Origin of the sequence: Loigolactobacillus zhaoyuanensis (assembly GCF_003946385.1) — a bacterium.
Taxonomy (GTDB): domain Bacteria; phylum Bacillota; class Bacilli; order Lactobacillales; family Lactobacillaceae; genus Loigolactobacillus; species Loigolactobacillus zhaoyuanensis.
On record NZ_RHOE01000023.1, the window covers coordinates 1 to 21,286 of the forward strand.

General features: G+C 43.7%; 18 protein-coding genes and 1 other annotated feature. Of the genes, 9 read left to right on the plus strand and 9 right to left on the minus strand.

The genetic code is table 11. The annotated features are described in order from the left end of the window. Positions 1-150: 150 nt before the first annotated feature. Positions 151-867: a hypothetical protein gene (locus EKM76_RS06385; protein WP_225417890.1), complete on the plus strand. Its 717-nt coding sequence runs from the start codon at positions 151-153 to the stop codon at positions 865-867. A gap of 103 nt (positions 868-970) precedes the next feature. Here EKM76_RS06385 and EKM76_RS06390 read toward each other — a convergent pair whose 3' ends face one another. Continuing rightward, complete coding sequence (locus EKM76_RS06390) at positions 971-2,209, minus strand: MFS transporter (RefSeq protein WP_125549858.1); 1,239 nt, start codon at positions 2,207-2,209, stop codon at positions 971-973. A gap of 685 nt (positions 2,210-2,894) precedes the next feature. Here EKM76_RS06390 and apf point away from each other — a divergent pair. From apf to EKM76_RS13440, 4 genes are all read left to right on the plus strand, one after another. Then, positions 2,895-3,482 carry an aggregation-promoting factor gene (apf, locus tag EKM76_RS06395; RefSeq protein WP_125549859.1) on the plus strand — a complete coding sequence of 196 codons (588 nt, stop codon included), beginning with the start codon at positions 2,895-2,897 and terminating at the stop codon, positions 3,480-3,482. 184 nt (positions 3,483-3,666) lie between these two features. Then, positions 3,667-5,478 carry an oligoendopeptidase F gene (pepF, locus tag EKM76_RS06400; RefSeq protein WP_125549860.1) on the plus strand — a complete coding sequence of 604 codons (1,812 nt, stop codon included), beginning with the start codon at positions 3,667-3,669 and terminating at the stop codon, positions 5,476-5,478. A 247-nt stretch (positions 5,479-5,725) separates the two neighbouring features. Beyond that, positions 5,726-6,412, plus strand: coding sequence for a phosphatase PAP2 family protein (locus EKM76_RS06405; RefSeq protein WP_125549861.1), 687 nt, complete (start codon positions 5,726-5,728; stop codon positions 6,410-6,412). A gap of 302 nt (positions 6,413-6,714) precedes the next feature. Continuing rightward, on the plus strand, positions 6,715-6,852 hold the full coding sequence (locus EKM76_RS13440) for a hypothetical protein (RefSeq protein WP_164507609.1): 138 nt from the start codon (positions 6,715-6,717) through the stop codon (positions 6,850-6,852). Between the two features lie 146 nt (positions 6,853-6,998). Here EKM76_RS13440 and EKM76_RS06410 read toward each other — a convergent pair whose 3' ends face one another. The 3 genes from EKM76_RS06410 to EKM76_RS06420 all read right to left on the minus strand — a co-directional run bounded on the left by EKM76_RS06410 (position 6,999) and on the right by EKM76_RS06420 (position 10,063). After that, positions 6,999-8,147, minus strand: a complete 1,149-nt coding sequence (locus EKM76_RS06410) for a baeRF6 domain-containing protein (RefSeq protein WP_125549862.1) — start codon at positions 8,145-8,147, stop codon at positions 6,999-7,001. 144 nt (positions 8,148-8,291) lie between these two features. After that, positions 8,292-8,903 carry a TMEM175 family protein gene (locus EKM76_RS06415; protein ID WP_125549863.1) on the minus strand — a complete coding sequence of 204 codons (612 nt, stop codon included), beginning with the start codon at positions 8,901-8,903 and terminating at the stop codon, positions 8,292-8,294. A gap of 128 nt (positions 8,904-9,031) precedes the next feature. Beyond that, positions 9,032-10,063 (minus strand): branched-chain amino acid aminotransferase, encoded by a 1,032-nt coding sequence (locus tag EKM76_RS06420; protein ID WP_125549864.1) that lies wholly within the window; start codon positions 10,061-10,063, stop codon positions 9,032-9,034. A gap of 251 nt (positions 10,064-10,314) precedes the next feature. Here EKM76_RS06420 and EKM76_RS06425 point away from each other — a divergent pair, with 251 nt between their 5' ends. Continuing rightward, positions 10,315-10,698 (plus strand): Rid family detoxifying hydrolase, encoded by a 384-nt coding sequence (locus EKM76_RS06425; protein ID WP_125549865.1) that lies wholly within the window; start codon positions 10,315-10,317, stop codon positions 10,696-10,698. A gap of 118 nt (positions 10,699-10,816) precedes the next feature. Here the strand turns inward: EKM76_RS06425 and EKM76_RS06430 are convergent, their stop codons facing one another. From EKM76_RS06430 to ilvB, 5 genes are all read right to left on the minus strand, one after another. Beyond that, a complete protein-coding gene (locus EKM76_RS06430; RefSeq protein WP_125549866.1) occupies positions 10,817-11,599 on the minus strand; it encodes an ABC transporter ATP-binding protein in 783 nt (260 codons plus the stop codon). 30 nt (positions 11,600-11,629) lie between these two features. After that, the gene (gene ilvA / locus EKM76_RS06435; protein WP_125549867.1) at positions 11,630-12,907 is read right to left on the minus strand and encodes a threonine ammonia-lyase IlvA; all 1,278 of its coding nucleotides are present in this window, start codon (positions 12,905-12,907) and stop codon (positions 11,630-11,632) included. A gap of 158 nt (positions 12,908-13,065) precedes the next feature. Then, positions 13,066-14,079: a ketol-acid reductoisomerase gene (gene ilvC, locus EKM76_RS06440; RefSeq protein WP_125549868.1), complete on the minus strand. Its 1,014-nt coding sequence runs from the start codon at positions 14,077-14,079 to the stop codon at positions 13,066-13,068. 302 nt (positions 14,080-14,381) lie between these two features. After that, on the minus strand, positions 14,382-14,864 hold the full coding sequence (gene ilvN, locus EKM76_RS06445; RefSeq protein ID WP_125549869.1) for an acetolactate synthase small subunit: 483 nt from the start codon (positions 14,862-14,864) through the stop codon (positions 14,382-14,384). Further along, positions 14,865-16,565: a biosynthetic-type acetolactate synthase large subunit gene (gene ilvB / locus EKM76_RS06450; protein ID WP_125549870.1), complete on the minus strand. Its 1,701-nt coding sequence runs from the start codon at positions 16,563-16,565 to the stop codon at positions 14,865-14,867. It abuts the gene before it with no gap. A gap of 161 nt (positions 16,566-16,726) precedes the next feature. After that, positions 16,727-16,973 (minus strand) — a binding site (T-box leader). A gap of 1,020 nt (positions 16,974-17,993) precedes the next feature. On the opposite strand from ilvB, the gene ilvD reads away from it, so the two are divergent. The 3 genes from ilvD to EKM76_RS06465 are packed head-to-tail and all read left to right on the plus strand — an operon-like array spanning position 17,994 to position 21,155. Beyond that, positions 17,994-19,745 carry a dihydroxy-acid dehydratase gene (gene ilvD / locus EKM76_RS06455; protein ID WP_125549871.1) on the plus strand — a complete coding sequence of 584 codons (1,752 nt, stop codon included), beginning with the start codon at positions 17,994-17,996 and terminating at the stop codon, positions 19,743-19,745. Positions 19,746-19,785: 40 nt separating this feature from the next. Beyond that, positions 19,786-20,124 carry a metal-sulfur cluster assembly factor gene (locus EKM76_RS06460; RefSeq protein WP_191986908.1) on the plus strand — a complete coding sequence of 113 codons (339 nt, stop codon included), beginning with the start codon at positions 19,786-19,788 and terminating at the stop codon, positions 20,122-20,124. Between the two features lie 56 nt (positions 20,125-20,180). After that, a complete protein-coding gene (locus tag EKM76_RS06465) occupies positions 20,181-21,155 on the plus strand; it encodes a bile acid:sodium symporter family protein (protein ID WP_125549873.1) in 975 nt (324 codons plus the stop codon). Positions 21,156-21,286 lie beyond the last annotated feature (131 nt).

Below are 21,286 nucleotides of genomic sequence, written 5' to 3' on the forward strand. Positions count from 1 at the left end.
CCGTAGTCCAGTTTTTGATTGGGTAAGTTCCTTTAAGATTGCTAATTTTTCGAGTACCGTATGTTTAGATCTGGGCATACAAAAATCCCTCCATAGTTGTTAGATGAATTATTGTATTTCATCTGACAACCATAAAGGGATTATCGCACTTTGGCGGAAACAGAAACTTTTTGGCGTAGCACAAAACGTTTGGCATCAGCGATAGCTAGCGGCATTTTAAGTATGACGTTAGGTGTCGGTGCCATGATTGCCTTAATAACCACAAAATTTAGTTGGTTAGGTATTTTGTTGATGCTAATTGGTGTCATCGTTGGGATCAGTTCATTTATTATCGTTGGAATGGCTCACGCACGCGTGAAAGTCCCGTTGGATAAACGAACGATAACACCAGAAATTCAGGCAACCGCACGCGCCCACCAGCAAGATAACACTAGCAGTTTTACCATTACTTTGGTCGCCGGTGTGGCCTTGTGTATTATTTCCTTGTTTCCACTGATTCTACAAGCAGTTTGGCAAGTGACCGACTTCAATTCACTAAGTGTTGCCGCATTTGTCTGGATCGTTGGTAGTGGGATTTTTGCGATTATTTATGGTAGCGTCATTTATACCGGATACACGCGGATCGCGCAAACTGACATCTTTTACGCAATCGCTGATACCGATGAGCGCGCGCTAAACGAACTCAAGCAGCGCAATCCCAAAGCGCATCTCTTCCTATATCAAGTTTACTGGCCACTAATTATCATTGCTTATTTCATCAGCTCATTTATTTTTGGCCTCTGGTCCGTATCATGGCTGATTTTTCCGATTGCTGGCATACTATTTAGTACTATTCGTCACTATATTTTGTTAGTACCCAAAAATTAGGCTATATTATTTAAAGGGAATCCGCTAAGGGTTCTTTTTTTACGTCTTGAGTTCTAGATAAATACGCACAAAAAAACACGCAGTCAGCGTGTTTTCAAATAAACTATTCTTTATCGATCTGTCGGACTGCTGGCAACAGCACTGCCGCTGCAGCGACCAGCAACGTGGCTACTCCCGCTAGCAAAAATAATTGGGCGATACCGAATTGATCAGCTAGCGGCCCGGCAAACATTAACCCCACTGGCGCGCCAATGTTGGTCAACGCCATTAAAACGCTCATCACCCGGCCCATCATTTCTGGTTGAATTTGTTCCTGGACGATTGCCATAAAGGGTGAGTTCATGAAGGCCAGTCCGAAACCAGCAAAAATATTTAACCCAGCAAAAATCCAAAAACCGCCGAGCCCAGCTGGTAATAAACCGAAAATACTAAACGTGGCACCCATGATCACTAAGCTTCCAAATATAGCGTAAAAACGATTCTTGCCCGCACCCCAAATACTGATGAAAATACCACCAAGCAGGCTGCCCACCGACCAAATTGTTTCAACGATCCCGGCTTGCGTGATGGTGCCGCCAAAATGTTGCGTCGTCATTAATGGATACAAACTGGCTCCGGGCATGATGAACATGATCGCAATCAGCGATAAAATGCTATATTGAAAAATACCGCGATGCTTCATTAACTCCCGAATTCCCAAGTGAATATTTTTGAAAAAGGAGACTTGTTCTTCCTGGCTACTATCAGTTACCGGCACGTAGGCGAATAAAACCGTTAATGAACCAAATATCGCACCGATCACATCTAGCAAAATGATCCACTGTATTGGTATCAGACCAAACAATACCGCTGAGATCCCTGGTGCAATAACTGCGGTCAATGATTGCAGGCTTTGAATTTGCCCATTAGCTTTAGTCAACTCGTCTTTTGGCACAATTGCCGGCACGATCGTATTTAATGTTGGTTGTTGAAAAACTTGAGTGACCGCACGAGTGAAAATTGCGACTAACAATAACGTCAATAAGGCACCGCCTGCAAATTGGCTGATCGTTAGCGAAATAACAATCGCCACCAACGCTGCTAATAAATCCATTCCGATCATGATCACTTTTTTTGACCAGCGATCGATCACGACACCCGCGACTGGTGCCAGAAAGATCCAAGGAATAAACATCATCAGCGTCGATAGCGACAGCGCAGTTGCCGACTTAAGCACATCAGTGATGTACCACATAAAAGCGTATTGTACGATCATTGTGGTCAAGTTAGATATAAACTGGCCACCAAAAATCAAATAAAAATTAAGCCGCCAGTTGGTGTTCTGGTTTAATTTGAATGGCATCACATTTCCTCCGTCATCCTTTTTTTGCGAAAGTTCATTATAACAATAACGCTAGTACTTGCCTACTAATGTCACTTATTATGCGTCGCTATTTAACTACTGTACTATTATTATCCGAGTTTGATATGAGCTAGCAATAAACATTAAGCGCACAAACTGCTCGAGCCACGTCAATTATCACTTGATATTGATCAGTAACTACCGCCTAATTTCACTATGCCCGTACAGAAATTTAGCCATTAAAAGTGGAAGCATAGTTGTAAATGCCGTTACCATTGCAGTCTGATGTATATCGTCATCTCTCTGTTAAATTTGCTTAAAAATCGGTTAATTTCTAAACAAATTGTTAATAAGTGCGCAAGTTTAAGCTAAAAACAAAAAAAAATTCAAAAAAAATTCGCTTTTTATGTGACATTTATCCATATTCATAAGTTATCTAAGACTAAAGGATTAGGCTTTCACAATTTTTCCATTACATAATATTACAAAAATGTAACGATATTTCAATTTGGCCGTTTTTTGTAATATCGTTGGTATTGGTTTGTTACAGTACAACACTATACTTATCACTGTTGAATCGATAGTAACTAGCAACGCATGTCGATAGTCGTAATTGTAGATAACTTAAATTAAAACCATAAACCCTTTAGGAGTGATTATTATTTTATTAAGTAAACGCGTCAAAATGTTAATGTTCACCACAGCCGGTGCCGCTGGATTATTCTTGGTCGGCGCACAACAAGCACAAGCCGCAACTGTAACTGCACAATCTGGTGACACAGTTTCCGAGCTTGCTAACGAATACGGCGTGTCTATTGACAGCATTGAACAAGCAAATAACATCAACACTGATAGCCATTTGATCTTTGCTGGTCAAGACTATAACATTCCTGATGGCACAACAACTACAACACAATCTGCTCAGGCAGCTCAAGATGCACAAGCACAACAACAAGCTAGCGCTGCACAAGCACAACAAGCTGCACAAACACAGCAAGCTGCTACTGCTTCAACTACGACTTCAACAGCTGCAACAACCTCAACTTCAAGTGCTGAACAAGCTGCTAAAGATTGGATTGCTAACAAAGAATCTGGTGGCTCATACACAGCTACAAATGGTCAATTTATCGGTAAATACCAATTAAGTTCATCATACTTAAACGGTGATTACTCAGCCGCTAACCAAGAAAAAGTTGCTGATAGCTATGTATCATCACGTTATGGTTCATGGGTTAACGCAAAAGCTTCATGGATTTCAAAAGGTTGGTACTAAGCTACTACTTAATCTAGACTTTTACAAAACGTCCGCAGCTGCGGGCGTTTTTTTGTGCCTATTTTCTCACTACAAATTCATCGTCATTACAGTTTAAGCACACACTGCCTGCATTTCATAACTGGTTTATGCTATGATTAAAGCGATACCATACAAGCAGTGTATTTATTTAGGAGGTTTTTACATGTCCACTAAAACATTACCCACTCGCGAGCAAGTCCCCGCGGAATTAACTTGGGATCTGACCACCGTCTACCGTAGTGACGCTGACTGGGAAGAATCATTTAACGAAATTACGGCTGCCGGCGAAGCAGTAACCCAACGCAAAGGAACGCTCGGCAATAGCGCCCGTGACTTAAGCGATGGTTTAGACCAGATTTTTGACTTATACAGAAAATTAGAAAAATTATATGTGTATGCCAATTTGAAGCACAATCAAGATAATGATAACTCAACTTACCAAGCGATGGATCAGCGTGCTGGCGCATTAGCTGCACAAGTTGCTGCACAAGTTTCATTTTTAGAACCCGAGATTTTGGCGATTCCCGCTGATCAATTAAAAGATTATATTGCTAGCAGTCCGAATTTGCGGGTTTACGAACATTATTTAGATCAGGTTACCGCCACCCGTGCACATGTATTATCAGCGGAAGCCGAGGAATTATTAGCTGGTGCCAGCGATGTTTTCGATGCCTCAGCAGCGACTTTTGATGTGCTTAACGACGTGGACTTAGCTTTCCCCACCGTCAAGGATGCCCAGGGCAACGATGTCGAATTATCACAGGGTGTTTACGGCACTTTGATCGAATCAACTGATCGTGATGTCCGTAAACAGGTGTTCCAGCAACTTTATAAAGTTTACGGTCAATTCCGCAACACCTTGGCGTCAACTTTATCTTCACATGTTAAAATGCACAACTACAAGGCTCGGGTCCATCATTACGACTCCGCCCGTCAGGCAGCATTAGCAGCCAATCATATTCCCGAAAGTGTCTATGATACGTTAGTCGCTGAAGTTGAAAAGAATTTGCCGCTCTTGCATCGTTACGTTGCCTTACGCAAAAAGATCCTCAACGTTGATCAATTGCACATGTACGATATGTATACACCGTTAACCGGCGAGCCTAGCTTGTCCTATACTTACGATGAAGCTAAAGCTGAAGTTTTAAAGGCAACCAAAGTTTTAGGTCGCGAATACAACAGCATCGTTGAAGAAGCATTTGCAACACGTTGGGTCGATGTCGTAGAAAATAAGGGTAAAACCAGCGGCGCTTATTCTTCTGGTATGTACGATACCAATCCCTACATTCTATTGAATTGGCAAAACAACTTAAACAATCTGTACACCCTAGTCCATGAAATGGGCCATTCCGTCCATAGCCACTATACCCACCATAATCAGCCTTACGTTTACGGTGACTACGCTATTTTCGTTGCCGAAATTGCTTCAACGACAAACGAAAATCTGTTAACCGATTATTTATTGAAGCAACAAACGGATCCACGTACTCGCGCCTACATCTTGAATTACTATTTAGACGGTTTCAAAGGCACGATTTTCCGGCAGACGCAATTCGCTGAATTTGAACACTTTATTCATACTGAAGATGCCAAAGGGGTTCCGCTGACGGCCGCACATTTATCTGATTATTATGGTCAGTTAAATCAGAAATATTATGGTCCAGCAGTGGCCAATGACCCAGAGATCGCGCTGGAATGGTCGCGGATCCCACATTTCTACTTCAACTATTATGTTTATCAATACGCGACTGGCTTTGCCGCGGCTACAACTTTAGCGGATAAAATTATTAACGGCGAGCGTGCTGACCGTACGGCGTACATTAATTATTTGAAGTCAGGTAGTTCGGCAGACCCAATCGAAATCATGCAAAAAGCTGGTGTCGATATGACCCAAACAGCGTATTTAGAGCAAGCTTTCAAAGTTTTTGAACAACGATTAAATGAATTAGAAGCCTTATTAGCAAATTTAGACTAGCTAATTTCGCTTAAATCTACTAAAATAAAAATCAAAGAGCGCGGCAAATGCGAGGGAGCACCCCTTCACGTTTCGTCGTGCTTTTTTGAGTGTAGGCTAACTCACCCTGCTAAACGATCCCCCAGTTGGCGAAAAATTGATAAAAACTTTAGCTAATATTTAGTTTTTTACGGTATGCTAGATTCTGGGAGTTTTGAAACTAAGTTATTCTCTACTTAGTTGATTAATTATAAAGGAAGTTATGTGATTGAATCGTCTATTAAAACGACGACCACCGGCAATTCTGGTGGTTATGGGGATATTAATTATACTGGCATTATTAGCACATTTTCAAGCGACACCATTGACCTTCATTGATCAGTTGCTGGCAACACCCTTGCAAGCAACCGTGACACCAACCAAAACTTTTCTGATGCGCTTAATTAGTGTGATCGCACAACCTGCGCTGGCAGTACTTTATGCTATCGTACTGATCGGTGGCTTGTGGTACTTCCAACGTCGTGCTGATGCGCTTTGGGTGCTGCTCACTTTTGGTTTAGGTGGCGTGCTCTCCTGGCTACTTAAATTCGTTGTTGCCCGGCCACGGCCCACATTACATGTACTGGTTCCGGAAAATGGTTACAGTTTTCCCAGCGGCCATGTTTTCAGCGCTGTAATGATCGTCAGCTTGCTATATTATCTATTCGCCCGTCCATTAACTAAGCGTTGGCAGCGATTGGCTAGCCTAATTGCAATTGGTCTTTGGCTTGGATTAGTCGTCGCCGCCCGCGTTTATCTAGGCGCACATTATCTCAGCGACACGATAGCAGCGTTATTGCTTGGCTATTTATGGTTGCGCATTGCCATTTGGCTTTATCAGCATTTTTATACCCGTTTACAAACACGCCTAGCGGGTAAACCATCAACAATGCGCCATTCACATCAAGATAAATAGCCCGCTTATTGCCAAAATATTAAAGCCATATATCAATTTGATGACATTGACCCATTTGACTAGTTTTTTAGCTTCATCTTCCCTAGAATAGAGATAACGAATACAGTTATTTCATTTAGGGATGTGATATTATTTTTGGAAAGCGACCACTTTCACGGCAAATTTCAGACGGTGTTCAGACTGAATTACCCCGTTATTTCACGAATTATCTTTGGAATTTTTATGATTCATTACGCGCGCAAAGTAGCCATTTACCTTATAGTATCGACCTAGTCATCACTAAAGAAGGACGTCATTGCGACGTGTACTGTTACCAATTCAAACCAGCAGAACATTTAGCCCTAGAACTAATTGATCATGCCTTGATTTTGCCAGATGAAATTATCATTCAGCAACAAGATGATCTACAATTGATGCATTTACCTAGCGAATACTATTAAAAGCGTCATTACTTTCAATCACTCAAAACTTATTTATCTAAGCCATAGTCTCAATAATATTATTTCAGATTGATATATTATTATCGTTTCCTGCCATGTATAGAGCCACAAAAAAAGGATCACGCAATCTGCGTGATCCTTTTTGATTATTCTTGATCTGGCCGTCGTAAAATTGCGGTGGCATCAGCCTGCAATTCACTTTCGGGTAAGACATAGACTTGGCCGCCTAACTGCAACACTTCAACACTTAATTCGTTTAATAAATTAGTCGCTTTGGCCGCAGTGCTGCTGGTATCTAGCTCGCCAGCAACCAAGCGCCCAGCAACGTAAGCATCAGCAGCAATAAACAGTGTATCTACATTACCTTCCGTTACTCGTTGCGTGATCGCGCCAAAATCACTAATGTATTTTTTAGCGGAACGGGCACGATCAACTTCGTTTTGTAACACAGCTAAAACTTCGGCAGCCAGTTGCTGATTGATTTGGGCAACGATTTGCGCCACCGTTTGCCGATCTAATTTAGCGGGTACCTTACTCAATTCGGTATTTTTCAATAAATATTTATTCTTACTTAATTTACGAAAAACAGCCTGATTTTCACTCACTGCCAATAAAACAAGCGGCTTCTGCGTGGTTTTGGAATAATTGGCCAATACATAATCATCGACTTGTTTGAAATAATTCTGCGTATCACTAGCCTGACTGGCTTCTTTGGGATCATTACCGTGCACAGCTTGACCAGCACCTAAGCCTGTTCGTGTCGTCCGCGTTTTGCCATTAGTTAGCTCAGTCCCTAAAGCTTGCGCACGTGTTGTTGGTGCCTCTGCTGGTAACTCAACTGGTGTTGCGACACCTTCCGTTACGTCCCAAAGTGCAATGCTGTCTTGGCTGACCTTAAGCAAATGATAATCCCAACTGAATTGGTCGTTGGCGATCAACGGCAGCGCATAAACTGTATCCCCAACATGCGCGCTGTTCGCCACTTCTTGAGCCAGCGGATAGATAAACGTATCAGCTTGACCCACCACGACCACAATACTGGCAGCACCATTATTGCCTAACGCACGCTGCTGCTGAAGTACATTTGTGAACTGTTCATGGTAGCTCGCCCAAGCTTTTTCAGTAAAGCGGCTGATAAATGTTTTTTTCGCCTGCTGTACCAAATTACGGAAAGTTGCCTTGTCTTCAGCAATATCGCGTTCATACGGCGAAACCTTCATAAAAATAGAAACAAATGGACCTTGTTCGCCTTGTGCCTGAATCAATTGTGCCAAATCATTTTGCAATGCTGCCATAATAATTCCTCCTTCAAAAATCTAAAATCTTCAGATATTAGTGTCTTTCCGTTGTTACTGGAAAAGCCGCTAAATTAATTTTGAAAGCAGTCACTTTGGTTATGACCCCATCTTAGCATTTCCGCACCTGTAGTTCAAAAAACTTTACACGATCAAGCGCCGGCTTAAGTGTAGATAAGCGTAGAAGTGAAAAATAATCCCGCCAACCAGTAGTAGCGCGCCGAAACTAACCGAAAAGAAAGTAGCGACGATCGATAAAAAATAAATCACAATACTACGTAGCGGATCGTAAGTAATGGTAGCAAACGATTGCGCATTAACTCGCGTCGACTTCAACTCCGGATGCAGATTCAAGTAGCGATACAAAAGTAAAAAGGTCAGTGAAATAAACAAAGCAACGCCCGCATAACTCATAAAAGCCACTTGTAGATCAGCACGCTCATGATGCATTAATGTATCCGACAACAGTGCCGTTGGGTAATTGATCAAGGTGATCGCAAATAACATCAGTAAATTCAACAAATTAACGTTACGATCGATTTTAGCAAACACGCTGAATAAATCATGATGGAATAACCACAAGATACCGATATACATAAACGACAAAATATATGCCGCTAATACCGGCCATTGCCGCAAGACTGCCGCTAACAAATGTCCAGAACTATACGGCGGTACTCTAAAATCCATCACTAGAATCGTAATTAGGATCGCAAAAACGCCGTCACTAAATGCCTGTAATCGACTAAGCTTCATTTAAAAGGCACCTCCTTCATCCGCCTATCATTATACCGCGCAATTGCTAAAAACCTGCTTCTGTGAACTTGCCGCCAAATAAAAATGCCTGCACCAGGTTTGCCCTCGCACAAGCATTTAGTCATTGCTTAATCTTCAAGTTTTTGAATCCAACCAGCAGGTGCTTCAACATCACCAAATTGGATACCCGTTAAAGTATCATAAAGTTCTTTAGTCACTGGGCCAACCTCAGTTTCAGAATAGAAGACGTGTTTGTTGCCTTCATGGGTGACACTGGCAATTGGTGAGATGACGGCAGCTGTCCCACAAGCGCCAGCTTCTTTAAAGCGGTCAAATTGATCAATATAAACGTCGCCTTGTTCAGTACCTAAGCCTAGGCGTTCTTTGGCCAAGTATAACAGTGAGAATTTAGTGATCGATGGCAAAATTGAAGGTGACTTTGGTGTTACAAACACATCGTCTTTAGTGATGCCGAAGAAGTTAGCTGAACCAACTTCCTCAACTTTACGATGAGAAACTGGGTCCAAATAGATACAGTCACTGTAACCATTCTGATGGGCATACTGACCAGGGAATAAGCTAGCAGCGTAGTTACCGCCGACTTTGTTAGCACCAGTCCCTTTATGTGCTGCCCGATCATATTCGGAAGTAATAAAGGCCGTTGGTGTCAAGCCACCCTTGAAATAGTTACCTACTGGCATGGCGAAAATTGAGAAAATATATTCTTGGGCTGGATGGACACCAATGTTGCCACCGACACCAACCATATAAGGCCGCAGATATAATGTACCACCGTTACCATATGGGGGGATAAAATCTTGATTAGCTTTGACCACTTGCTTAACTGCAGCAACAAATTTATCTTCCGGAAAAGCCGGCATCAAAAGACGTTCGCAAGATTTCGCCATCCGTTTCGCATTTTCATCTGGTCGGAATAAATTAATGCTACCATCCTTGGTCCGATAAGCTTTTAAGCCTTCAAAAGAGCCTTGACCATAATGTAGAATCGTTGAACCTTCATTGATGTGGATATTAGCATCATCAGTTAAACCTTCATCTTGCCACTTGCCATCACGATAATACGCACGAAAACGGTATGGCAGATCCATATAATTGAACCCTAAATTATCAAAATCAACTTCACTTGCTTTAACTGACATGCAGCTTCCCCCTTAAAATTATAAAACGATGATTTTTATTATCTAATTTTAATATTAAGTGTAGTAATCTCACACTGATTTGTCAACCACCTTTCTGAAATTGATGGTTAACTTTAACTGTTTCCACAGTATAATTGCGTTTACTTTAAACCTAATTTCACGTATGATTAGGCCAGAGAGTGTTTCGGCCAAGCCACTTGGCAACGCCACCAAATTCACTTTCAAAATCTATTTGTTGAGGTGAAGTTTTTATGAAAAAAGTAATTGCAACTACAAAAGCACCAGCAGCATTAGGTCCTTATTCACAAGCCGTGCTTGTTGATAACACCCTATATGGCTCTGGCCAAGTCGGTATTGATCCAGCCACTAGCAAATTAGTTGGCGCCGATATTGAAGCCCAAGCTAAACAAGTGCTCGCAAATATTGGTCAAGTTTTAGCTGCGGCTGATATGACCTTCGCTGACATCATTAAAACGACGATTTTCCTTGATGATGTGACAACTTTCGCCAAAGTTAACGATTTATACGCTGCTGCTTTCGCTGATGCGGCAACGCTGCCCGCACGATCAACGGTGGAAGTCGCTAAGCTACCAGCTGGCGCATTAATCGAAATCGAATATATTGCCAGTAAATAAAGCATAAAACGCGCACCTGCAAATAGGTAGCGCGTTTTTTAGTCTCACTAACCTTAATTCTTACGCAAACATAAGTTCCCATTCGATTAAATTCATGTTATCTTATAGCTACAGATCTTTACCGCGGATAAACCGCTAATCGTTGTTCGCTTAGCGTTGCCGTTTGAATCGGCGCGGGATAAAAATCTGATAAAACAGCTTCCGTTAATAATTCCGTACGCCTTCCTTGGCGCACTACTTGACCATCGCGCAGTAGCAGCACATTCTGGAAGCACGGCAACAGTTCTTCAGTATAGTGCGATACAAACAACAACGCTGGGCTATCTGGTGCGGCCGCTAATTTGGCCACCCGTTGCAACAAGCGTTCACGGGCAAAAAGATCCAGTCCGTTACACGGTTCATCCAAGATCAGCAATTGCGGACGGGCCATTAATGCCCGCGCGATCAGTACCGTTTGTCGCTCACCTTGTGACAAAACCTGATATCGCTGGCCGATCAATTCCGCACCACCCATTTGGCACAAAATTTGTTTAGCTTGCTCAATATCTGCCTGAGTATAAGCCTCATACACACCGATACTAGCAAACTTGCCAGACAAAACGATTTTTTCGACTCGATCACCCACATGCAAGGCCTCTTGCAGGGCGGTGCTGACCCAACCGATTTTTCGCTGTAATTCTGGGATCGACGTGTGTCCGAAAACCCCACCTAGCACTTCTAAGCGACCAGTTGTGGGCCATAAATCACCATGGATCATTTTCAACAGCGTGGTTTTTCCAGCGCCATTTAGTCCAAGAATAGCCCAGTTTTCTTTGGTATGGATCGTCCAATTAATATTATTTAGGATCGTTCGTTCGCCGCGCTCTAAGCTAACATTTTGAAAATCTAAAATTTTGGTCATAACTCACCTCCACTACTACATGATCACGCCCTAAACCATCATGGTGTATAACATTTGATTCTCTTTCAAATTAATGTAGCGGGGATCAAATTTAGACAAGCGTTCTAGTAAGCCAGGTAACGTCGCCCTATCACCTAAGCGGACGCCAATTAACACTGGCCCTTCGCCGCGGTTAACTTTTTTAGTGTATTCAAACTTAGTAATATCATCATCTGGGCTCAGGATCTCGTTGACTACTTCGCGCAAAGCCCCAGGTCGCTGGGGAAAATTAACGATAAAATAATGTTGATAACCTTCAAAAATTAAAGAACGTTCCTCAATTTCTTGCATCCGGTTAATATCATTGTTACCACCACTAACCACGCAGACAACAGTTTTACCGGCGATTTTTTCCTGCTGTGTGGCTAGTGCAGCTACACTTAGTGCGCCAGCAGGCTCCGCGATAATTGCTTCTTTGCCGTATAAATCTAAAATCGCGCTACACACTTGGCCTTCAGGAACCGTGATCACGTCATCGACATATGCCTTCACATTGGCATATGTCAGCGGTCCGACTTTTTGCACCGCAGCGCCATCAACAAATTTATCGATCTCACTTAGTGCGATTGGGCCACCAGTTGCCAGTGCTGCTTGCATTGACGCTGCGCCGGCTGGTTCTACGCCAACGACTTTAGTTGCAGGATTGGTGCCCTTAACGTAAGCGGCCACACCACTGATCAGGCCGCCACCACCAATTGCTGCAAACAGGTAATCAATGTCGATCCCAGCTTTATCTGCATCAGCCAACGTTTCTAACGCTAACGTTCCTTGGCCAGCCATGGTGCGTTTATCGTTAAATGGCGCGATAAAAGTTTGCTGGTGCTGCTGGCAGAATTCTTCTGCTGCCGCTGCTGCCGCGTCAAACGTATCCCCGACCAGCTTGATCGTGACATCATCCCCACCGAAAAATTCTACCTGCCCGACCTTTTGTTTCGGCGTAGTCACTGGCATAAAGATCGTTGCGGGTACCTGCATTTGATGACAGGTCCACGCCACCCCCTGTGCATGATTACCGGCACTGGCGCAGACCACCCCGCGTTGGCGCTGTTCTGCTGGTGTATCAGCAATTGCGTAGTAAGCACCCCGAATTTTAAAGGAACGGACACTTTGTAAGTCTTCTCGTTTTAAGTAAACTTGACAGTGGTACTTTTGCGATAAATAAACATCATATTGTAACGGCGTATGGCGAATAATCGGCCGTAACACCTCATAAGCTTTATCGACGTCAGTTTTAGTGAGTAATGCAGATTCTTGTTGTACGGCGACCATCTAGTCACATCCTTTCAATTTACTGTAATCGTTCATATGTGTTATTGATGAAAACTCGCCGTGATCAGACCGACGTATGTAAAGAAAAAGAGTCAGGGACCAAGTATCCTTGACTCACTTTTCTACGATCAGTTCAAACTGTTATAGCCATTAATGCGCTATTTAGTACTGTATTTATCAGCTTCGGTAACAAATGGCATATGTGCGCGTAATTCAGCACCAACCTGTGATAATTGTGAGTTAGCTGAACGTTCGCGTAAACGATAAAGTTCTGGGAAACCAGCACGGTAATCAGCCATAAAGTCTTTAGCAAATTTACCGTTTTGGATATCGGTCAAAGCATCCTTCATCGCTTGTTTAGATTCAGGGCCAACCACTTTAGGTCCAACTACGTATGAACCATATTCTGATGTATTTGAGCAGTCAGCGTACATCTTGTTAAAGCCGCCTTCATAGATCAAATCACAGATCAGTTTCATTTCATGTTCAACTTCAAAGTAAGCTAATTGTGGTGAATAGCCAGCTTCAGTTAAAACTTCAAACCCAGTTTCGATCAAGGCAGTAACGCCACCCATTAAGACGTTTTGTTCACCGAATAAATCTTCATCGGTTTCTTCTTTGAAAGTTGTCTTAAGTAAGCCGGCACGTGCAGCACCATTGGCTTTAGCTAATTCTTTTGATTTGTCTTCAGCATGGCCAGTTGCATCTTGCTCAGCACCGTAAAGTGCAGGAACACCGAAGCCTTCTTTATAAGTACGGCGGCATAAGTTACCTGGGCCTTTAGGTGCCATCATCGTAACATCAACGAATTCTGGAGGAACGATTTCTTTGTAATAAACATTGAAACCATGGGAGAAACCAAGCGTGTTACCTGGTTTTAAATGGTCAGCAACTTCATTCTTATACACGTCCGACATGACTTCATCAGGTGTCAGCATTTGAACAACGTCACCTTTTTCAGCTGCTTCTGCAACTGAATAAACTTCAAAGCCATCTTTTTTAGCGTTATCAAATGACTTACCAGGGCGAACACCGATCACAACATGGAATCCGGAATCGCGGAAGTTGTTTGCCTGGGCATGACCTTGCGCACCATAACCGATAACGGCGATCGTTTGACCTTCTAAATAATTAGTGGTGACATCCTTCTCGTATAACATTTCTACTGACATATAAAACCCTCCATTTTTCGAATTGAAAACAGTAACCACACTGTTTTCTGTAACCAAACTTAGTGCAAACTTTTGTCTTTCTTCCTATATAATAGGTTGAAATTAAAATTGTAACCTACAATTAGTGGTACGGCTGGTGCTCAGACTTTTTTGAGATAGTGTGTGCTTGACACTGGATAGCGGAAACGTGCTCCGGAAAGCAACTTCCTCCATATAACTACGCTTGGCGAACGCGCCACTCCGTGTCACTTATCGTCAAGCTAGGTTATATTCCAGAAGTTGGGCGCTTTCCGTCGCACTCTCTATCCTTCTGCTCTGGTAAAGCCTGCAACCCCGGTTCTTACTACTTTGGTAACTCCGTACGGTTGAACCACGCGGAGTAATGCGTTAACTTTCTCACGTGATCCAGTAATTTGTATCATCAATGAATCAAGCGCGACATCGACGACATCAGCGCGAAATGGTTGTACCATTGCGAACAACTCCGCCCGTTTGTTCGTTGCGGCATTGACGCGGATCAACGCCAATTCACGTTCGATATGTGGTTGTTCTGTAATATCATCGATCTCCAATACATCGATCTGCTTATTTAATTGTGCAACCAACTGCTTGGCCGCTGCTAAATCATTTAGATAAATGACTGCCGTTACCCGTGATGCACTTTTATCGCCAATCGGACTGATCGAAATACTGTCAATATTAACTTGCCGCCGAGTCAGCGTTCCGGTGAAACGATTCAGTACACCTGGATCATTACTTAATAAACAAGTGAGCACTCGTCGCATCTAATCACTCTCCATCATCTCATTATTCGCGTGGCCCGGCGCAATCATTGGCATCACTGGTTCTAACGCTGGAATAGCAACTTCGATCAGTGCCGCATGTGTTGTTGCAAAAGCAGCTGTTAGATCAGTTGCTACTGTTTGCGGATCAGTCAGATGATATGCCTTTAGTCCGTAGGCATCAGCTAATTTCATAAAATCAGGCTGATGTTCAAACATCGTTGCCGAACGCCGCTGATCATAGAACAGGTCCTGCCATTGGCGAACCATGCCTAAAGTATGGTTATTTAATAGGATGATTTTAATGTTCAAATCATAAGTGGCGATCACTTCTAGTTCCTCGCTAGTCATTTGAATGCCACCGTCACCGACGAACAATACCACTGGCTTATCCGGTGCAGCTAGCTTAACCCCGATCGCTGCCGGTAGGCCAAAACCCATTGTGCCCAGGCCGCCGCTAGTGATCAGTTGATGTTGGTGCTTAAATGGATAATACTGTGCCGCCCACATTTGATGCTGACCGACATCAGTGACGACGTAAGCATCGCCATGAGTTAACTCGCCCACTAATTGGACGACCTGCTGTGGCTTGATTTCCGTTGCACTCTTTTGATAGTGCATTGGATGTTGCGTTTGCCACTGTTGTAGTTGTTGCTGCCAGGCCGCAACGTCTGGCCGAGCTGCTGAACTACGCAACATTAACTTCAAAACCGCTTTGGCATCGCCGACTAGTTGGTAGGTAGCTGGGATGACTTTGTCCATCTCCGCAGCATCAATGTCAATATGCGCGATCGTGGCGTGGGGCGCAAATTTTTGTGGTGCCGTAGCTAAGCGATCATCGAAGCGTGAACCAATGTTGATCAGTAGATCGCATTCCGTTAATGCCATGTTCGCTGCATACGTGCCGTGCATACCGCCCATGCCCAAAAATAATGGTGCATCAGTTGCCATGATCCCAAGCCCTAACAATGTTGCCACAACTGGCACTTGGTAACGCTGCGCGAAACGTTGGACTTCCGTTTGTGCTGCGGCGGCGTGAACGCCATTGCCGACTAATAATACTGGCTTATGGGCCTGGCTCAAAGCTTGCATTAGCTGCGCGACACTTTTTTTATCAATTGTTGGTGTCGGTTGATATTGCGGCAAATTAACTTGTGCTGGAAACGGTGCATTAGTTGTTTGATTAGCGATATCCTTGGGCAGATCGATCAACACCGGCCCTTTTCGACCAGTTGTTGCAACGTAGAAAGCTTCATTAACGATGCGCGGCAGTTCACGAACATCATGAACTTGATAATTATTTTTAGTGATCGACGCCGTCATGCTTAAAATATCGGCTTCTTGAAATGCGTCACTCCCAATGGCCTGGGTGCCAACTTGACCGGTAAAAATAATCAGCGGCGTTGAATCCATCATTGCATCAGCAATTCCGGTAATTGCGTTGGTTGCACCGGGACCACTAGTAACAAAGATGACGCCGGGGCGGCCAGTTGCTTTGGCATAGCCTTCAGCGGCGTGGGCAGCCGCTTGCTCATGTCGAACGAGAATGTGCCGAAATTGTTGCCGATAAACGGCATCATACAGCGGGAGGACCGCGCCACCCGGATAACCGAAGATCATTTCGACATTTTGTGCAGTTAATGTATCAAGCAATAATTCAGCGCCATTACGTACTGGCATGGTTTGTTCTTCTGGTGCTTGCATCTGCTCACCTCCGCCTTTGATTAAAAAACAATTAGAATTAATGTAACTTAATTTACTCTATTTTTTAAGAATGTCAACACCTTTTTTAATTTCTTTAAATTATCGTTGCCAACGTTCTGCCTAAAAAACAAAAAAACGCCCCTCGAGATAAAATTACTATCTTGAAGGACGTTGTTATAAACGTGGTACCACCTTTTATTCGCGGCTACATTGCTGTAACCACCTCTTCACGTGCAGGCAAATTTGCCGATACGCTAGCCAGATAATGGTGGCAGCCAGTGAATTCTACTAAAATTTCGATTCATTGCTCAGAGCTGATTTTCTTCAACGCTACTGGTACCGCCTCTCACCAAACGCGGTTCGCTTACCCAAGTTACGAAAAATACTTTTGCTCGTCAACACATTATTAATTTAAATGTAATCAAATTTCTATATCGCTCATAATACACTTAGTCTCAGTTCATTGTCAACACTTTTTTAAAAATAACGATCAAAATCTTTTTTAAATCCACAGGTACTACAATATTTTGCATTTGGTGTTTGGGCGCCGCAATTCACACAGAAACTGGTACTGCAGCTATTATGTCCTTGTTCTTCAAAGAGATGCCGACCGCAGCAAGTACAGAAATTACCGCTAGGGACAGTGTGATTGCAGTTCGTACAGACGATCATTTCATAAGTTGTTTCCATAATGGTATTCCCCTCTCTAAATTAAGCTTGATCAGATTAAGTTCAGACGCCGCCTTCAAGATTCAGTTGTCAAAGAACAATCTAATCTAAAGGTCGTTGCGGGAACGTGGTCCTAGCTGTCAGCGGCGAACGCACACTGCGGTCGCTGATCGCTCAGTTAGTTATAAACGTCTTTTTGGCATACGCCACAAAAAAAGCGCCCAAAATGATCTATGAATCAGATCATTAAGGACGCTTTCGCGCGTTACCACCTTTAATTTACATTTATGTCGCCATAAATGCCTCTGCCGCGCACAAACTTCTAAAAAACAGAATGCGATGTTTGCTTGAAACCTGTAGATAAAACACAAACATAGCAACGAGCTAGCTCATCTTTTCTAGAGTTGATGCGTTGGTGCGATAATGGGCACTCCCAATCCCGCCTACTTTGTTCAGCAGATAGCTCAAAGGTTACTTTCGTTACTAACAGTACTGCCTCTCTCAGCTTACAAGGCTCTCTGTTCAGGTACTGCCAGCGACTACTCTTCCTCGTCACAGCATTTAGATTAGATAAAAATTAAATTTTATTTCGATTGAGGTTCATTCTACACAGCTACAAACTCCTTTTCAACAGTACATTACAAAAAAACTAATTATTATTTTTAAGGTTGACGCTTAAAAATATTGGTGCTAGTATTCAATCCATTACATCTTTTATTAACTTATTCACATTTTATAATCATAAAAGGAGCTGATCAAATGAGTGACACCTTGAATTTTTCGATTTCTGGTAAAGATATGCAGAAGCGTAGTGACGAAATTACGGTCGGCGATGATCGGGCGCCAGGGCGCAGCCTATTATACGCAACGGGCCAGGTCAAAAACCCTGATGACATGAAGAAACCTTTCATTGCAATCTGTAATTCCTATATTGAAATCGTTCCTGGCCACGTCCATTTACGTGAACTAGCCGAAGTTGCCAAAAAAGCAATTCGCGAAGCCGGCGGTATCCCGTTTGAATTTAATACCATCGGCGTTGATGACGGCATTGCTATGGGCCATATCGGCATGCGCTACTCGTTACCCAGTCGAGAAATTATTGCTGATTCGGCAGAAACTGTGATCAACGCCCATTGGTTTGATGGCGTGCTCTACATCCCAAATTGTGATAAAATCTCGCCTGGCATGATGATGGCGGCGGCACGCACCAACGTTCCAGCCGTCTTCGTTTCCGGTGGGCCAATGAAAGCTGGATTGGATCCAAATGGCAAAGCCGTTACTTTATCCAACATGTTTGAGGCGGTCGGCGCCTTTAAGTCCGGCAAACTAAGTAAGGATGACTTCTTACAACTTGAACAAAACGCTTGTCCCAGCTGTGGTTCCTGCGCCGGCATGTTTACAGCCAACTCGATGAATTGCCTGATGGAAATGACTGGCTTAGCCTTACCGTATAACGGGACTGCTTTAGCCGTTTCTGATGAACGCCGCGAGCTAGTCCGCAAAGCCGCTAAACAATTAATGACCGTGGTTAAAAATAATATTCGGCCACGTGATTTGCTGACCAAAGAAGCTTTTGATGATTGTATCGCACTTGACATGGCGATGGGAGGTTCAACTAACACCGTCTTACACGTCTTGGCGATCGCTCATGAAGCTGGCGTTGACTACAGCGAGCGCGACATCAACGCAATTGCTGCTAAGACCCCATTTTTGGCTAAAATTGCCCCCTCTTCCTCATGGACAATGCAGGACGTTCACGAAGCCGGCGGCATGCCAGCGATCATTAATGAATTGATCGAAAAAGGTGGCATCATCCATCCTGATCGGCCCACTATTACTGGTAAAACGCTCCGCGAAAACGTGGCCGGTGCCAAAAGTCTGAACCACGAAGTTATTCGGCCACTGGATGATCCGTACTCCAACGAAGGCGGCTTATCCGTGCTTTACGGCAATATTGCGCCAGATGGCTCCGTGCTTAAAGTCGGCGGCGTTGATCCAGACATTCGGGTCTTCACCGGTAAAGCAATTTGTTTTGATTCACATGATGCTGCCGTCGAAGGAATCGACAACGGCACTGTTCAAAAAGGGCACGTGGTCGTCATTCGTTACGAAGGTCCTAAAGGTGGCCCTGGTATGCCAGAAATGTTGAACCCCACCTCTGATCTTGTTGGTCGTGGGCTTGGCCGTGATGTTGGCTTAATCACCGATGGTCGTTTTTCCGGTGCCACGCACGGAATCGCCGTTGGTCATATTTCGCCAGAAGCTGCGGCAGGTGGGCCGATCGCGCTGATTCACGATGGCGATGAAATCACCATCGATATGATCAACCGTACGCTAAACGTCAACGTTTCCGAAGCTGAATTTACGGAGCGCCGTAAAGATTTAAAGCCATTCCAGCCGAAGGTACGCCAAGGTTACCTAGCTCGTTACACTTATTTAGTCACCTCTGCTAACACAGGCGGCATCATGAAAGGCGCCGACGAATTATTTGGCCCAGAAACTGACGCTTAGCAAGCCCGAATAGCTACTTTTGTTCCTAACTGTCAAAAAAATGGAAGGGAGCCGATTACCATTGTCAGAAAATAGTGCCACCGCTTTACAAGATCGTATGCTGGACGCTTTAAGCAGCGTTATTGATCCAGAACTAGGTTGTGACGTGGTTAATCTAGGCTTGATCTACGGGTTGAGTTTGACTGCTAACATTGCCACCGTCACCATGACTTTAACCACTATGGGCTGCCCGATCTCGGATGTGTTGGAACAAATGATCGATAACGCGCTAACTGAATTGCCTGAAGTCGCCGCCGTTAATATTGATCTTGTCTGGGAACCCGCTTGGGGCGTTGATAAAATGAGTCGCTACGCCCGAATCGCACTAGGTGTACATTAAAAATAATACAGCTCGTATCGTAAATGATGCCGTTAAAATATATTGGAGGTTTTTTTATGCAGAAAGTTGAATCAGTTGGTAATTGGGTCAGTAAATGGTTTACCCTATTAGTGGTGGTGGTCGCCGCGTTTAGTTTCTTTGCGCCTGGTTTCGGCACCGCAATTGCGCCACATACATCACTGCTATTAGGCGTTGTCTTATTCGGCATGGGCCTTACCTTGTCCCGCAAGGATTTTGCGCGGATCTTACGTAAACCTTGGCCAGTTATTGCCGGCACCGTTGCACATTACGTGATCATGCCAGGTATCGCCTACTTATTATGCTTGATTTTTCATTTATCCGGCCCCACTGCAGTCGGCGTGATCCTAGTTGGCTCTTGTCCTAGTGGGACTTCTTCCAACGTAATGGCCTACTTAGCTGGCGGTGATGTTGCGCTAGATGTTTCCATCGGTATGTTATCTACCTTGTTGGCACCGATCATGTTGCCTTCCCTACTGATGCTTTATGCCGGCCAATGGGTGACGATTCCCGCTGCATCCCTATTCTTAGGCGCGATCCGCATCGTCTTATTACCTGTTTTCTTAGGCGTTTTAGTTCACACCATATTCGGTAAAAAAATCGAAGCAGTCAATCATGTCTTACCATTAGTCTCACAAGTTGCGATTTTACTGATCGTTTGCGCTGTTTTCGCTGCCAACCAAGCGAATTTATTCACTAGCCAAACAGCATTAGTTATCCCAGTCGTTATCTTACATAACCTTTCTGGCTATGCGCTAGGTTTCTTGTTTGCCCACATCATTCGCTTAAACTACCCACAACGTAAAGCCATCACGTTTGAAGTTGGTATGCAAGATTCAGCGCTGGGTGCCACGCTAGCAATGCAGTATTTCCATCCAGCAGCGGCGATCCCATCAACCATTTTCAGTATCTGGCATAATATTTCCGGTTCTACGCTTTCCTCTTATTGGCGCAATAAGGAAGTCAAAAAAGAACAGCCAGTTGCAACCAAAACAGCTTTACAACATAACTAGCAGCAAATCGCAGTGGTGACTAAATTAGCCGCCACTGCGATTTTTTATTTCTACTGAGACAAAATGAGGCTTAGATTAGAACCTCCTCACAAAAAAGTTTTAGCCAATAATTCCGCGTATACTAAAAGCGT